General features: G+C 69.0%; 12 protein-coding genes. 7 read left to right on the top strand and 5 right to left on the bottom strand.

The window, feature by feature from the left end; all coding sequences use genetic code 11:
* Positions 1 to 44: 44 nt before the first annotated feature.
* The gene (locus AC5Y4Q_RS18445; protein WP_064920362.1) at positions 45 to 1,130 is read right to left on the bottom strand and encodes an ESX-1 system-associated protein; all 1,086 of its coding nucleotides are present in this window, start codon (positions 1,128 to 1,130) and stop codon (positions 45 to 47) included.
* A 110-nt stretch (positions 1,131 to 1,240) separates the two neighbouring features.
* On the opposite strand from AC5Y4Q_RS18445, the gene aspS reads away from it, so the two are divergent.
* Entirely contained in the window at positions 1,241 to 3,010 is a 1,770-nt protein-coding gene (gene aspS / locus AC5Y4Q_RS18440) for an aspartate--tRNA ligase (protein WP_064920361.1), read from the top strand.
* Positions 3,011 to 3,050: 40 nt separating this feature from the next.
* A complete protein-coding gene (locus AC5Y4Q_RS18435; protein ID WP_064920360.1) occupies positions 3,051 to 3,458 on the top strand; it encodes a PaaI family thioesterase in 408 nt (135 codons plus the stop codon).
* A 6-nt stretch (positions 3,459 to 3,464) separates the two neighbouring features.
* Here AC5Y4Q_RS18435 and AC5Y4Q_RS18430 read toward each other — a convergent pair whose 3' ends face one another.
* Entirely contained in the window at positions 3,465 to 3,806 is a 342-nt protein-coding gene (locus AC5Y4Q_RS18430; RefSeq protein ID WP_082952480.1) for a transglycosylase family protein, read from the bottom strand.
* Between the two features lie 416 nt (positions 3,807 to 4,222).
* On the opposite strand from AC5Y4Q_RS18430, the gene AC5Y4Q_RS18425 reads away from it, so the two are divergent.
* Positions 4,223 to 5,062, top strand: coding sequence for a DUF3097 domain-containing protein (locus AC5Y4Q_RS18425; protein WP_125225676.1), 840 nt, complete (start codon positions 4,223 to 4,225; stop codon positions 5,060 to 5,062).
* Positions 5,063 to 5,286: 224 nt separating this feature from the next.
* Complete coding sequence (locus AC5Y4Q_RS18420; protein ID WP_064921341.1) at positions 5,287 to 6,396, top strand: NDMA-dependent alcohol dehydrogenase; 1,110 nt, start codon at positions 5,287 to 5,289, stop codon at positions 6,394 to 6,396.
* Positions 6,397 to 6,568: 172 nt separating this feature from the next.
* On the opposite strand, the gene AC5Y4Q_RS18415 is transcribed toward AC5Y4Q_RS18420, so the two are convergent.
* Positions 6,569 to 9,073, bottom strand: coding sequence for a PGRS repeat-containing protein (locus AC5Y4Q_RS18415; protein ID WP_165604290.1), 2,505 nt, complete (start codon positions 9,071 to 9,073; stop codon positions 6,569 to 6,571).
* 53 nt (positions 9,074 to 9,126) lie between these two features.
* Positions 9,127 to 10,221, bottom strand: coding sequence for an outer membrane porin GjpA (gene gjpA / locus AC5Y4Q_RS18410; protein ID WP_064921336.1), 1,095 nt, complete (start codon positions 10,219 to 10,221; stop codon positions 9,127 to 9,129).
* Positions 10,222 to 10,711: 490 nt separating this feature from the next.
* On the opposite strand from gjpA, the gene AC5Y4Q_RS18405 reads away from it, so the two are divergent.
* Together AC5Y4Q_RS18405 and AC5Y4Q_RS18400 are read left to right on the top strand one after the other, a co-directional pair.
* Positions 10,712 to 11,572 (top strand): helix-turn-helix transcriptional regulator, encoded by an 861-nt coding sequence (locus tag AC5Y4Q_RS18405; protein WP_064921335.1) that lies wholly within the window; start codon positions 10,712 to 10,714, stop codon positions 11,570 to 11,572.
* Positions 11,573 to 11,611: 39 nt separating this feature from the next.
* A complete protein-coding gene (locus AC5Y4Q_RS18400; RefSeq protein ID WP_428844265.1) occupies positions 11,612 to 13,003 on the top strand; it encodes a replication-associated recombination protein A in 1,392 nt (463 codons plus the stop codon).
* Positions 13,004 to 13,090: 87 nt separating this feature from the next.
* Here the strand turns inward: AC5Y4Q_RS18400 and AC5Y4Q_RS18395 are convergent, their stop codons facing one another.
* Positions 13,091 to 14,065 carry a histidine phosphatase family protein gene (locus tag AC5Y4Q_RS18395; RefSeq protein ID WP_499959895.1) on the bottom strand — a complete coding sequence of 325 codons (975 nt, stop codon included), beginning with the start codon at positions 14,063 to 14,065 and terminating at the stop codon, positions 13,091 to 13,093.
* Here AC5Y4Q_RS18395 and AC5Y4Q_RS18390 point away from each other — a divergent pair.
* Positions 13,991 to 14,383, top strand: coding sequence for a secondary thiamine-phosphate synthase enzyme YjbQ (locus AC5Y4Q_RS18390; protein ID WP_109535636.1), 393 nt, complete (start codon positions 13,991 to 13,993; stop codon positions 14,381 to 14,383). The two genes, AC5Y4Q_RS18395 and AC5Y4Q_RS18390, sit on opposite strands and share 75 nt — an antisense overlap.
* Positions 14,384 to 14,390: the final 7 nt, after the last annotated feature.

Genomic DNA, 14,390 nt, shown 5'->3' with positions numbered 1-14,390 from the left:
CCTGCAGGCTGCGCCGGTTCTTGCGTTGGGGCCGTTGGGGCGGCTTAGCCGCCGGCCGTCGGTATTGACGCGCACCCGCCCAGCACCGTGGTGGACAGGAACGTCGCGGCATTGGCCAGATAGTTGTCCGACGGATCGTAGGTCGGCAGCGACAGCACGAACGCCCGCCGATACTGCGCCGAGAGCTCCGCGAAATCCTGCAGCGTGGGATTGTTGCTGCGGCGGCCCAGCTGCTGCATCTTGTTGGCCAGACTGATCATCACCGGGCCGACCGCCAGGTTGATCGCCTTCTGCTGGGGGTTCCAGTAGGTCGCCGGGATGCTCGGATCGATCTCCGTCCACTCGGCGGTGTCGGTGCCGAATTTGTCCAGCGCCGCCTTCCAATCCGCACACACCGGGTTGGGCCCGGTCAGGTAGCGCTGCGGATTGGTCGGGTTACCCGGCGAGGCGGTCTTGGTGGGCGTGGACTGGGCTTCGACCAGCGGCGCGCGGGTCGCCGCCGATCCGTTGTTGGCGGCCGCGCAGATCGCGGCCAACGCCGATGCCGCGCTGTGGGCGGTACCGGCCAGCGCGGCGTCGCGTTCGGTGTAGGTGGGGATGTGCTCGACGAAAGCACGGGCGTAGGCGATGAACTGCTCGTAGAGTTCACGCATCACCCGATGGGGCGTGAGCTTCACCAGCCCGACGGTCTGTGCGGCGGCGTTGCGTACCACTTGCCCGGCGGCCAGGTACTCCTTCTTCTGTTCGTCGTTCCACGCCGAGGCCGGGATCGACTGATCGCGCTCGTTCCATTTGCCGTGCCCCAGCAGCGACAGCGTGCTCGACAGGTTGCCGCTGATCGAACTCCACGCGGTGCAACTGGGGTCGCTGATAATGATCGCGACCGGCCCGGTGTCGTCGGCGCTGGCGATGCCTGAGGACGCGGCGTTGCGGCTGGAGCCCGCGCCATCCAACGAACCCTTGCCGGGGTCACCGCCGAGCAGCACCACCCCGACCAGCACCAGGGCCACCACAGCGAGCACGACCACGGCGGCCAGCCCCCATTTGAGGCTGTTGGTCTGCTTTGGGGTGGCGTCGTCGTCGTCCTCGTCGTCGTAGTCGAAGTCGACGTCATCGGTGCCATTGGTCACAGTGAGCCAGCTTAGAGCACCGACCGGCGCGGGGCAGGGCTGCGCGATGCCTCTAGACTTGGCGACGCTCGAACCGTTATCTGAACTGTCCTGACACCAGGGGGTATTTCGTGCTGCGCAGCCACGACGCCGGCTCGTTGCGGGCTACCGACGCCGGGCGCAGCGTCACACTGGCCGGCTGGGTGGCGCGCCGACGCGACCATGGCGGAGTCATTTTCATCGATCTGCGCGACGCCTCGGGAGTGGCGCAGGTGGTGTTTCGGGATGCGGCGGTGCTCGAGCAAGCCCACCGGCTGCGTGCCGAGTTCTGCGTTGCGATCACCGGCGTCGTCGAAGTGCGACCGGCCGGCAACGAAAACCCGGACTTGCCGACCGGAGCCATCGAGGTCAACGCGGTAGAGCTGACGGTGCTCAACGAGGCTGCGCCGCTGCCGTTCCAACTCGACGAGTCGGCCGGTGAAGAAGCCCGGCTGCGCCACCGCTACCTGGATCTGCGTCGCGAAGACGGCCCCGGCGCGGCACTGCGACTGCGTTCCAAGGCCAACGCGGCGGCCCGCGCCGTGCTCGCCGAGCATGACTTCATCGAGATCGAAACCCCGACCCTGACCCGCTCCACCCCGGAGGGTGCCCGCGACTTCCTGGTGCCGGCGCGGCTGCAGCCCGGCTCGTTCTATGCGCTGCCGCAGAGTCCGCAGCTGTTCAAGCAGCTGCTGATGGTGGCCGGCATGGAGCGCTACTACCAGATCGCCCGTTGCTACCGCGACGAGGACTTCCGCGCCGACCGCCAGCCGGAGTTCACCCAGCTGGACCTGGAGATGAGCTTCGTCGACGCCGAGGACGTGATCGGCATCGCCGAACAGGTGCTCAAGGCGCTGTGGGCGCTGATCGGCTACGACCTGCCGACGCCGTTGCCCCGGATGACCTACACCGACGCCATGCGCCGGTTCGGCTCCGACAAGCCCGACCTGCGTTTCGGCCTTGAACTGGTGGAGTGCACAGAGTTCTTCTCCGACACCACCTTCCGGGTCTTCCAGGCCCCGTACGTGGGTGCGGTCGTCATGCCCGGCGGGGCGTCGCAGCCGCGCCGGACGCTGGACGGCTGGCAGGAGTGGGCCAAACAGCGCGGCGCCAAGGGCCTGGCGTACGTGCTGGTGGGCGAGGGCGGAGAGCTGTCCGGACCGGTGGCCAAGAACCTGACCGACGCTGAGCGTGCCGGGCTGGCCGGGCACGTGGGTGCCGCGCCGGGGGACTGCATCTTCTTTGCGGCCGGGCCGGCCAAAGCATCCCGGGCGCTGCTGGGCGCGGCCCGCGGTGAGATCGCCCGGCGCCTGGACCTGATCGACCCGAACGCGTGGGCGTTCACCTGGATCGTCGACCCGCCGCTGTTCGAGCCCGCCGACGACGCCACCGCGGCCGGTGATGTCGCCGTCGGCTCCGGTGCCTGGACCGCGGTGCACCACGCCTTCACCTCGCCCAAGCCCGAACACGTCGACCGTATCGAGTCCGATCCGGGGGCGGTGCTGGCCGACGCCTACGACGTCGTCTGCAACGGCAACGAGATCGGCGGCGGCTCGATCCGTATCCACCGCCGCGATGTTCAGCAGCAAGTCTTCAAGGTGATGGGCATCAACGCAGACGAGGCAGCCGAAAAATTCGGATTCCTGTTGGACGCCTTCAGTTTCGGTGCGCCGCCGCACGGCGGGCTGGCGTTCGGCTGGGACCGGGTGGTGGCGCTGCTGGCCGGGGTGGAGTCGATCCGCGAAGTCATCGCGTTCCCGAAGTCCGGCGGTGGCATCGACCCGCTGACCGACGCCCCGGCGCCGATCACCGCCCAGCAGCGCAAAGAGGCCGGGATCGACGCGGCGCCCCAGCCGCGCTGAAACGCCGACACGGCGCAGCGGTGTCCGTCAGGCTGAGCGGATGGACTCCGCTGAATTCGCGCGCCTGGTCGTCGCCAACATGCCGTTCGCGGCGGCGCTGGACATCGACATCACCGAACTGACCCCCCAACAGGTGATCGCCACGATGGCCTGGGCGCCAGAGCGCTGCACCACCGGCGGCATCCTGCACGGGGGAGCGCTGATGGCGTTCGCCGACACCGTCGGGGCGGTGTGCGCGGTGGCCAATCTGCCTCAGGGTGCCAGCACCTCGACGATCGAATCGAAAACCAATTTCTTCCGGGCGGTACGCGAGGGCACTGTCACGGCGAGCAGCCTCCCGCTGCACGTCGGGCGCACGACGATCGTCGTGCAAACCGACCTGACCGACGAGCACGGCAAGCTGGTCGCCCGGGTCACCCAGACCCAGGCGGTCCTGGCGCCGAAGTAGCCGGTCTCACCAGAACGGTTTGAGCAGCTGACGCATCGCCGGGGGCACCCAGCCCTTCACCGATGACGGGAATACCCGTCCCGGACCGCATTTGGGCCAGGCGTATGGTCCCTGCTCATCCAGGACCCGATTGGCCACGGCGATCTGTTCTTCCCGCGAGGCCTTCGACGGCAACCCGACCCCGCCGAACGCGCGCCAGGTCGACGGCTTGAACTGCAATCCGCCGTAGAAACCGTTGCCGGTATCTGCGGCCCAGTTACCGCCGGACTCGCATTGTGCAACCGCATCCCAGCCCAGCATGTTGGCGTCCGCGTGGGCGACGCCCGCCGATGCCAGCAACGCCCCCATGATCCCCCCGGTGACCAGCCCGGATGCCGCCCATACGAGGTGCCGCGTGCCGCGCTGCACGACACGCCGTGCCGTGTTCCGGTGCATATCACAACCTCCGTGATAGTTGTCTATCAGTGAGGTTCACGAGCATAACGCGATAAATGATGTAATTGCACATTTTGGCGGCCTAACGATGCAAATGAGTTTGTTGTTATTAGATGAGGTAATAGTAAGTTAGGGTGACAAGAGTTATTCAAGTTGTAATTGTTACGTATGTTGCGAGAGATCTCTTAGAAATTTAGAGAACCTTGAATGAATTGCCGCTTGGGGACGCGCCATCCCTCCCCGCGAGACGGAATCTCACGACGAGACGCGCCGGAATCACGTCGCCAGGTTCCGACTCGCGGGAGCCCCGTCCGCCTAAGCTGCCTCGGGTGGCAGACCGCTATGGAACCGACATCCTCGCCGACAACCCGCACCGCACCCGCAAGGTGCGTTCCACCGAGGTCCCGGTGCAGCGCGGCATGGTGGTCGAAGACGCCCAGACCGGTTACGTCGGCGCCGTGGTGCGGGTGGAATACGGCCGCATCCAGCTCGAAGACCGCCACGGCCGCACCCGTGGCTTCCCGCTCGGCCCGGGCTACCTGATTGACGGCAAACCGGTGATCCTGACCGAACCGCGGCCGGCCGCACCGAAGGCGCCCGCGCGCACCGCCTCGGGCTCGGTGGCGGTGCCCGGCGCCCGCGCCAAGGTGGCGCTGGCCAGCCGGATCTATGTCGAGGGCCGCCACGACGCCGAGCTGGTCGAGCAGGTCTGGGGCGACGACCTGCGCATCGAGGGCGTAGTGGTCGAATACCTCGGCGGCATCGACGATCTGACCGGCATCGTGGCCGAATTCCAGCCCGGACCGGGCCGGCGGCTCGGCGTGCTGGTCGACCACCTGGTCGCGGGCTCCAAGGAGACCCGCATCGCCGAGGCGGTGCGCCGCGGCCCCGGCGGCGCGCACACCCTGATCGTCGGACACCCCTACGTCGACATCTGGCAGGCCGTCAAACCCGGGCGGCTTGGGCTCGAACAGTGGCCGACGATCCCACGCAAGGTGGAGTGGAAGCACGGCATCTGCGCCGCGTTGGGCTGGCCGCACGCCGACCAGGCCGACATCGCCGCGGCCTGGCAGCGCATCCGCGGCCGGGTGCGCGACTGGACCGATTTGGAGCCGGAGCTGATCGGCCGGGTCGAGGAGCTGATCGACTTTGTGACCGCACCGGCCTGAGATCTGGTCGCGAGGTATTGCGCTACCGCACCGACCCGAGAACATCGCTGGGGACGGCGGCGAGACGGTCGCGTCGTCGCCGAGACGCACTCGCCGATTCGCCAACCCGTGACGAACCGGCGTATTCGCCGCCCGGCATCAGCGCAGGCTGACGCAGCCGGGTATCCCGGCCAATCCGGCTGAATCGGCACACCACCGTCACCCGAGCGGGTTGGATGGCGGGCATGAAAACAATTGCCGCGGTGGCGCATGCGCCCAACCAGCCCTTCGAGATCATGGAGTTGGACCTCGACGGGCCCGGCCCGGGCGAGGTGCTGATCAAGTTCACCGCCGCCGGGCTGTGCCATTCGGATCTGCACCTGGCCGACGGCGACTGGCCGGCGCGCTTCCCCATCGTCGGCGGGCACGAGGGCTCGGGGATCATCGAGGACGTCGGGGTCGGGGTCACCAAGGTCAAGCCCGGCGATCACGTGGTGTGCTGCTTCATCCCCAGCTGCGGGGCGTGCCGGTACTGTTCGACCGGCCGGCAGAACCTGTGCGACATGGGCGCCACCATCCTGGAGGGCTGTATGCCCGACGGCACTTTCCGATTCCATTCGGGCGGAACCGATTACGGCGGGTTCTGCATGCTGGGTACCTTCGCGGAGCGGGCGACGGTCTCGCAGCACTCGGTGGTCAAGGTCGATGACTGGCTGCCGCTGGAGACCGCGGTGCTGGTCGGCTGCGGGGTGCCCACCGGGTGGGCGAGCGCCAACTACGACGGCGGGGTGCGCGCCGGGGACACCGTGGTGGTCTACGGCGTCGGCGGCGTCGGCATAAACGCGGTGCAGGGCGCCGCGCACGCCGGCGCCAAGTATGTGGTGGCCGTCGACCCGGTGGAATTCAAGCGGGACACCGCGCTCAAGCTTGGCGCCACCCATGCCTTCGCCACCGCCGAGGAGGCGATGGTCAAGGTCGCCGAGTTGACCTGGGGGCAGATGGCCGATCAGGCGCTGATCACCGTCGGCGACCTGGACGAGGCCGTCACCACCGCGGCGTTCAACACCATCGGCAAGGGCGGCACCGTGGTGATCGCCGCGCTGGCGAAGCTGGAGGACCTCGACGTGCATATCTCTGGTTCGCAGCTGGCGTTGTTCGGCAAGACCATCAAGGGCACCCTGTTCGGTGGGGCCAACCCGCAGTACGACATCGTGCGGCTGCTGCGGCTCTACGACGCCGGCCAGCTCAAACTCGACGAGCTGATCACCCGCCGCTACACCCTGGAACAAGTCAACGAGGGCTACCAGGATCTGCGCGACGGCAAGAACATCCGCGGGGTGATCGTGCACCGCTAAGTTCGGACCAGAGGTGCGCTACCGCTCCCAGGACTCCGAATGCCGTGAAGCGTCCGATGTTTCGTGTCACGACGACCATGCCGTCGGACGCTGCGACCCCGAATGACAGATTGGGTAACGGACACCAGTCGGCCCCCTTCGCCGTTGAAGGGGGCCGACGGGTGTGCGTGAACTATTGGCCGGGCTGGCCGTCGGTACCGTCGGTGCCGGCTTGCCCGGCGGGGGAGCCGGTGCCGCCGGCGCCCCCGGCGCCGCCGTTGCCGGCCGCGCCGCCGGTCCCGTTTGCGCCGGCCGTCCCGCTGGAGCTGGCTCCGCCGGTGCCGTGCTGGCCGCCATTGCCGCCTGCCCCGCCGTTGCCGCCGTTGCCGCCAGCGAGTTGGGTGCCGGCACTGTCAGTACCACCGTTGCCGCCGCTGGCGCCGGCGCCACCGGTTCCGCCCGCACCGCCGTTGCCGCCCGCGCCGCCGTTGCCGGAGACTGCGGTACCGCCGGCGCCGCCCTGGCCACCATTGCCGCCGACGCCACCGTCGCCGCCATTGCCGCCGGCCGCATGTGCGGGGTTGGTGGCGACTGAGCCCTTGAAGCCGGTGCCGCCGGTTCCGCCGGTGCCGCCGTTGCCGCCGTTGACGGTGCCTTGCGCATTACCGCCAGCACCGCCGGCACCGCCATCGCCGCCGGTGCCGCCGGCATCTGACGTGCCGGTGCCGCCGTTGCCCCCGTTGCCACCATTGCCGGCATGGCTGGGCCCTGCACCGTAGGGGTTGTCAGTGGGCATCGTGACGCCGCCGCTGTCTCCGCCGGCGCCCCCGGCACCGCCGTTACCTGCAGTGCCGCCGGTGCCCCCGGTCAGCGGGACAGTGGCGTTACCGCCACTACCGCCGCTGCCGCCGTTACCGCCGGATGCCGTGCCGCTGCCGCCGGCGCCCCCGCTACCGCCGTTACCGGCTGCGACACCACCGGAAGCGCTTCCGCCCGCGCCGCCGTTGCCGCCGTTGCCGCCGATGCTGACCACGTTGTTGCCGGTGGCGCCGTTACCGCCGGCACCCCCGGCGCCGCCGTCACCGGCTGCGGTGTCGGTACCGGGAGTAGCGCCCCTGCCGCCGTCACCGCCGTTGCCGCCGTGACTATAGGTGACACCGTCGTGTTGCCAGCCGGTGCTGGTCCCGCCGTCACCGCCGTCGCCCCCGGCGTAGCCGCCGCGGCCACCGCCGCCGCCGGCGCCGCCGTTGCCGCCGGCGTAGGTGCCGGTGCCACCGTTGCCGCCGCGGCCGCCGGCGCCGTCGGCACCGAGTGTGCTTCCGCCGCGGCCGCCGTTGCCGCCGATGGTTTTCACGGTGGCGTCGTCGGTGGCGCCGTCGCCGCCGTTACCGCCGAGACCGGCCCCACCACCGCGGCTGCTGCCGCCGTTGCCGCCGTTGCCGCCCTTGCCGGCGCTGGCGAAGCCACCGTTACCACCGTCGCCGCCCTTGCCGCCGGGCTCGGAACCACCGTTGCTGGCGGTGGCGCTTTGGCCGTTGCCGCCGTTGCCGCCGTTGAGTCCGTCGCCGCCGTTGCCACCGCTGCCGCCATCGGCACCGGCGCCGGTCCGGGCAAAGAGACCGTTGGAATAACCGCCGTCGCCGCCGTTGCCGCCGTCGCCGAGGTAGTTGCCGTTCGCGTCCTGGTACGCGTTGCCGCCGTTGCCGCCATTGCCCCCGTCAGCGCCGGCGCCGAGGTGCCCGGCCTGCCCGTATACCGGGGAAGAGTAGATGGTGGAGCCGCGCGCACCGGCTGCGCCGCCGGCTCCGCCCCAGCCACCCAATCCGCCGTCGCCGCCATCGACGTGATCGATAGTGCCGGTGGCGCCGTCCCCGCTGGCGCCGGCCTCACCGCCGTCGCCGCCGTTGCCGCCGTTGCCGAACATGAAGCCGCTGCGGCCGCCGGCCCCGCCGTTGCCGCCGTGGCCGCCGTTGCCGCCGTTGCCGGTACCGCCGTTGGCGTAGGTGCCGGCTGCGCCGTCGGCCCCGGCCCCGCCGATCCCGCCGTTGCCGCCGTTGCCGAAGAACCAGGCCGAGGCGGTGCCACCGATACCGCCGTCACCGCCGATGATGGTGGGATCCAGCGACGCTCCGCCGGCACCGCCGGCGCCGCCGTTGCCCATCCAGGTGCCGCCGGCGCCACCATTGCCGCCATTGGCACCGGCGCCGCCGTCGCCGCCGTTGCCGCCGTCGCCGAGCCAGCCGGGGGCGTTGCCGCCGTTGCCGCCGGCCACCCCGGCCTCGGTGCTGTCCCAACCGTCGCCGCCGTCGCCGAACCACAGTCCGCCGTTGCCGCCGTCGGGGTGCTCCGCGGTGCCATCGGCGCCGTCGCCGATGAGGAATTGACCGGCGGAGGTGTTGATCCAGCCGTTCACCATGGCCCCGAAGTCACTGCTGATCCAGGCTTCCATCGAGGTGTGCAGCGGTTCATACAACCACTGGTCGAGCATCGAGGTCATGTCGAAGGTGCCGGCGTCGGCGGGTTCGACGGCGAACCAGGACGACGGGTCGAAAAGATCGGCGATCCAATCGAATTCGTCGGCCTGGGCCGGTGGTGCGGTGGTTACAGGGGCCATTCCGAAGGCAAGGAACGCGCCGACGGCGCTGGCGGCGCCGACCGCGCGGGCGTGCCGGCGCGGGTGCGTGTGATGACGACTCATCGTGGAGGTACCTCTTTCAAGCAGTCTTGTCGGGGGATAACGGTTTATGGGTTTCAGAGGCCGAGTAGGTCTCCCAGCCAGCCGAACGCATCGGTGGCGGCACCGGCGCCGCCGTCATCGAGGGTGTCGGTAGGCAGCAGGGGCAGCTCCGCCCCGGCAAGTGGCGGGGTGACCACGACCGGGCCCTTGCCGTCCCATCCGGAGCCGAGCAATGCGCCGACGGTTTGGCCCCAGGCCTGCCAGGCCGCGATCGGGCCGATGGCTGCGCTGTTGAGATCGAGGGAGCCCAGCACGGGCACCCCGCTGAATTCGATACCGACACTTTGGAAGATCGACCCGCCGACTGCGGGCACCGAGGCGGCGACCTCGCCGCCGGGGCCGAGCACCTCGTAGGGGCCGACCTGCGCGGCGCCGGTGGAGAACAGCCCGCCGAAGGCGATGTCGAGGTGGTCCATGCTCATGCCGGCTGGGAAGACCCCGAGCCCGTTGATGGTCGGTAGCAGGGCATCCAGGTTCAAGGTGGCGCCGTTGAAGAAGGCGCCGGTCACGTTCGCCCACGTGTCGCCGAGGCTGTCATGGTCGGTGATGCTGTTGAGCAGGGCGATCCACGGGCTGATGCCCGGGCCGATCATTCCCATCAAGATCGCGCTCTGCGGGGATCCCAGCCATTCGATGATCGGCATGATCTGGCTGGCGTCGACGTCAGCGGGAATGTAGTTAGAAACCTGTCCGAACATCAACGCGTGGTTAGCGTCCATCGTGTGATTGAGGACCGTGGCATGGGTTTCATCGGTGGTGTCTTGGAGTCCGAACCCGGAGATCACCGCGTTGAGGTGCTTCTGGATCTCCTCGTTGACGGCGTTGGCGGAGCCCGCCGGGTCGTTGAGCAGCTGGTCCCAGTAATCCATCTGGTTCGCCCAGAACTGCTGCATACCCACGCCAGGCGCGAGGTACCAGTTGTTGAGCATCGTCGTCACATTCGCCGACGCGGCATTGAGGACGTCTTGGAACGCCCCGGTCAACGCCACCGCGGGCGACTGAACATCGGGCAGCGCCGTCAACGGCGCGGCCAGCGGCGTGACCGCGATGAGGCTGGCCCCGATCAGTGCCACGCCGGCGGTGGCGTAGGGGCGAACTGTGGCGTGCAAGGGGTCTCCTTCGGGTTAGTGATGCACAGCACGGAGTCGAACGATCACGATGCTAACTGAGAGTCCCCTGATTTGTATACAAGAAATTAGAACTCGTTCTATCCTGTTCGAAGGCGGTCGGTGACCGGGGTGAGCCCAGGTGCTCTCGATCGCAGTGCAGGCGTCTTTCCGGGATGAAAGATCAAGTGCTAACTATGAATCTGATTCTGCTCTGCAGCACGAGTGTTACGTACCCTAGGGCGCGCCGGAGCCGAGAGGGCTGGGAAACATGAATGTAAGCAGCATAAGAATGAAGCGGTATAACTCGGCCGCGTCCATGGAAACTCAGGGAATGCACATACTCCACCGCGGTGCGCCGACCGTCGGCGGTGGGGTCCGCGCCGCGCTTGGCGGCGTGTCGGCCGCGACGCCAGCGGCCCTGAATAGATGGTCGAGCATGAGGTTCCCAAAAAGTCGGACGATCCTTGCCAATACTGGGACGATCTGAGGAATGGCTGAGTTGACCCGGTTGATCGGCAGGCGTCGCGGGGTGCCGGTCCACGAGTACCCGGCCGACCCGCGAACGCCGCCGGTCTCGGTGGTCCGGTTCGGGCACCACGAACTGTCCGATCGCGAGCACGTCCACAACTTCCCGGCGCTGTGGTACGCCCGCGAGGCGGGACTCGTTCACCTGATCGCCGCCGGCGAAATCGTCGACCCCACCCACATTCGCCGTGACGACGACGGCGTCGGGCTGTTCTTCGACCCGTCCGCCCTCGGCGAGCATCGCCGGGCGCCCTGGTCGACCTGGCGAAAACACCCGCAGCTCTTCGTATTCCTGCACGAACGCCACGGCGGGCGGCTGCCGCTGGAATTGCCGGCTGACCGGCGAGCGGTCTGGGATGCTGCGATCGAGGCAATCGAAGCCGAGTTGGCCGCGCGCCGGCGCGGGTACCGAGAGGCAGCATTGGCGCACCTGACGGTGCTGCTCATCGACTGTGCTCGGCTGGCCGACGAGGTGGAAGACGGCGTGCGCCGGGCCGGTGATCCGCTGGTCGCCAAGACCCTGGCCGTGATCGACCGGCGCCACGCCGAACCGCTGTCGTTGCGCGATGTGGCACGTGAACTGGCTGTATCAGGCGGGCACCTGACTACGGTCATGCGCCGCCGCACCGGCCGCACCGTGCAGGACTGGATCACCGAGCGCCGGATGGCCGAGGCGCGTCGGCTGCTCGACGATCCCGAACTGCCGGTCGGTGAGGTCGCCCGCCGCGTCGGTCTACCGGACCAGGGGTATTTCGCCCGGCTCTTCCGCAAGGTCCACGGCGTGTCACCGCGCAGCTGGCGCGAACAGTACCCCCTCGATCCGTGACCTACTCCGGCGCCGAACTCGCGTGGTATGCCTGAAGGCGTGTCCGACGGACTGTTCGACCTGACCGGCGGTTCAGCGAGGCTCGACGACGGAGAGGCGAAGCTGGGACCGCCGAATGAGACTGGAGACCCGACCCCCGGACCGCAGGGGTCCGGACCGAGCGCGGGCACGTCCGCGCCGCTGGCAGTCCGGATGCGCCCGGCCTCCCTCGACGAAGTCGTCGGCCAAGACCACCTGCTCGGCCCGGGATCCCCGCTGCGTCGGCTGGTCGACGGCTCCGGGGCGGCCTCGGTCATCCTCTACGGCCCGCCGGGCACCGGAAAGACCACGCTGGCCTCACTGATCTCCGGCGCCACCGGACGGCGCTTCGAGGCGCTGTCGGCGCTTTCCGCCGGGGTCAAAGAGGTGCGCGCGGTGATCGACACCGCCCGGCGCGCCGCCGCCTACGGCGAGCAGACCGTGCTGTTCATCGACGAGGTGCACCGGTTCTCCAAGACCCAGCAGGACGCGCTGCTGGCCGCGGTGGAGAACCGGGTGGTGCTGCTGGTGGCGGCCACCACCGAGAACCCGTCATTCTCGGTGGTCGCCCCACTGCTCAGCCGCTCGCTGATCCTGCAGCTGCGTCCCCTGGGGCCCGAGGACATCGCCACGGTGGTGCACCGCGCCATCGACGACGACCGCGGCCTGGGGGGACGCATCGAGGTGGCACCCGATGCGGTCGATCTCCTGGTCCGGCTGGCCGCCGGCGACGCCCGCCGTGCCCTGACCGCGCTGGAGGTGGCGGCCGAGGCAGGGGAGCGGGTGACTGTCGAAACCGTGGAGGCGTCGCTGGATCAGGCCGCGGTGCGCTACGACCGCGACGGCGACCAGCACTACGACGTCATCAGTGCGTTCATCAAGAGCGTGCGTGGCTCCGACGTCGACGCCGCGCTGCACTACCTGGCCCGGATGCTGGTCGCCGGGGAAGACCCGCGGTTCATCGCCCGCCGGTTGATGATCCTGGCCAGCGAGGACATCGGGATGGCCGACCCGACTGCACTGCCGACCGCGGTGGCCGCCGCCCAGACCGTGCAGCTGATCGGCATGCCCGAGGCGCAGCTGACCCTCGCGCACGCCACCGTGCACCTGGCGACCGCCCCGAAGTCCAACGCCGTGACCACCGCACTCGGCGCCGCGATGAGAGACATCCGGGCCGGCAAGGCCGGGGCGGTGCCGGCGCATCTGCGCGACGGCCATTACTCCGGCGCGCAGGCGCTGGGCAACGCGGTCGGCTACCGGTACGCCCACGACCACCCGGACGGCGTTGTGCCACAACAATATCCGCCTGATGAATTGGTCGGCGCCGACTACTATCAGCCCACCGGACGCGGCAACGAACGGGAGATCGGCGGGCGACTGCAGAAGCTGCGGGCCATCATCCGCCGCCGCTGATTGAGCCGGCAGCCCCGAATCGGAATTTCCCGACGCGACTCGCCGGCGAAGTGTCGTGAAATTCCGATTCGGGGCGGCGGTTGCTGGTCACCAGGTGCCGGCGGCGAGCTCGGCGAACAGGTTGGTCACCGTGTCAGGAACACTGTCCAGCGCCGCGGAGATGCTGGCCAGTCCGTCCTGGAAGGCGTCGGTGAGCGCGGCCGAATCACCGGATGCCAGGGCGTCCAGAATATGGTCGAGCGCCACTTGTGGCGGCAGCACCAGATCGCGCCAGATCAGGAACAGATCGCCCAGCGCTCCGGGATTCTCTGGGACGTCCTGCCCGGCCCAGCTGACCAAGGTCCAGCCGTCGGTGGGGTTGCCCTCGACCTGGATCAGTCCGGCGTTGGGGACCAGCGCGGGCGTGCCGCCGTTGTCCAGCGAGGCGATCAGCGTGTTGACCAGCACCATCGGGTCGGGATTTTTGACGTTGAGCATGGTCCAGATCATCATCGAGGCTTCGCTGCTGTAGGCGACGTCGGTGATGTTGCCGTCGTCGCCGACCACCGGATTGTCAAGGGCCGCGGCGTACATCGCGTTGACGGCCGCGGTGTAATTGTCGTTGACGACCACCCCGTTGTACTCATCGGCGCCGGGGATCCGAAAAGCGTTGACCCCTCCCAACATCCACAGCACCACGGCCACGTCGTAGTAGATGCCGCCGAGGCTCAGCACCGGCTGGTTGGCGAAGATCCCGCCATCGACCTCGACGAGACCGTTGAGGATCTGCGGGTCCATGCCCTGCATCGCGGCGAACGGCGCCGCGGTGTCCTGGGCGTCGGTATCGGGTCCGGAGAACAGCCCGGCGACATGTCCGGGACCGCCGACCTGGCCGAAGATCTGGTTGGCGGTGTCGATCGCCTCGTGCGCGAACCGGCCTAAACGTGCGGTTCTGTGTCTGCTCGCCGGGGTGACGCGCCCGTAGGCTGGACGGTGATGGACACCGAAATTCTCGACGTCGACACCGCGCGGCGTCGCACCGTCGACCTCACCGCGCAGGTGCGGGCGTTCTGCGCCGCCCACCAAGACGGGCTGTGCAACGTGTTCGTACCCCATGCGACAGCCGGGGTGGCGATCATCGAGACCGGCGCCGGCTCGGACGCCGACCTGGTCGACACCTTGGAGCGGCTGCTGCCGCGCGACGACCGCTACCGGCACGCGCACGGCTCCCCGGGCCATGGTGCCGATCACGTGCTGCCGGCGATTGTGGCGCCGTCCATCACGGTGCCGGTGGCCGGCGGCGAACCGCTGCTGGGCACCTGGCAGTCCGTGGTGCTGGTCGACCTCAACCGGGACAACCCCCGGCGGTCGGTGCGGCTGAGTTTCGTCGACAGCGCCTGATTGCCGA

The organism is Mycobacterium sp. NGS16 (assembly GCF_059813225.1).
Note: the sequence above shows the minus strand (reverse complement) of the source record. Positions and strands in the feature narration are given on the sequence as shown.

Bases quoted from the DNA above. Each gene is read 5' to 3' on its own strand.
- AC5Y4Q_RS18430 (WP_082952480.1), bottom strand. From the start codon at position 3,806: ATGGGGGCGTTGCTGGCATCGGCGGGCGTCGCCCACGCGGACGCCAAC.
- AC5Y4Q_RS18405 (WP_064921335.1), top strand. From the start codon at position 10,712: ATGGCTGAGTTGACCCGGTTGATCGGCAGGCGTCGCGGGGTGCCGGTC.
- AC5Y4Q_RS18415 (WP_165604290.1), bottom strand. From the start codon at position 9,073: ATGAGTCGTCATCACACGCACCCGCGCCGGCACGCCCGCGCGGTCGGC.
- AC5Y4Q_RS18435 (WP_064920360.1), top strand. From the start codon at position 3,051: ATGGACTCCGCTGAATTCGCGCGCCTGGTCGTCGCCAACATGCCGTTC.
- AC5Y4Q_RS18420 (WP_064921341.1), top strand. From the start codon at position 5,287: ATGAAAACAATTGCCGCGGTGGCGCATGCGCCCAACCAGCCCTTCGAG.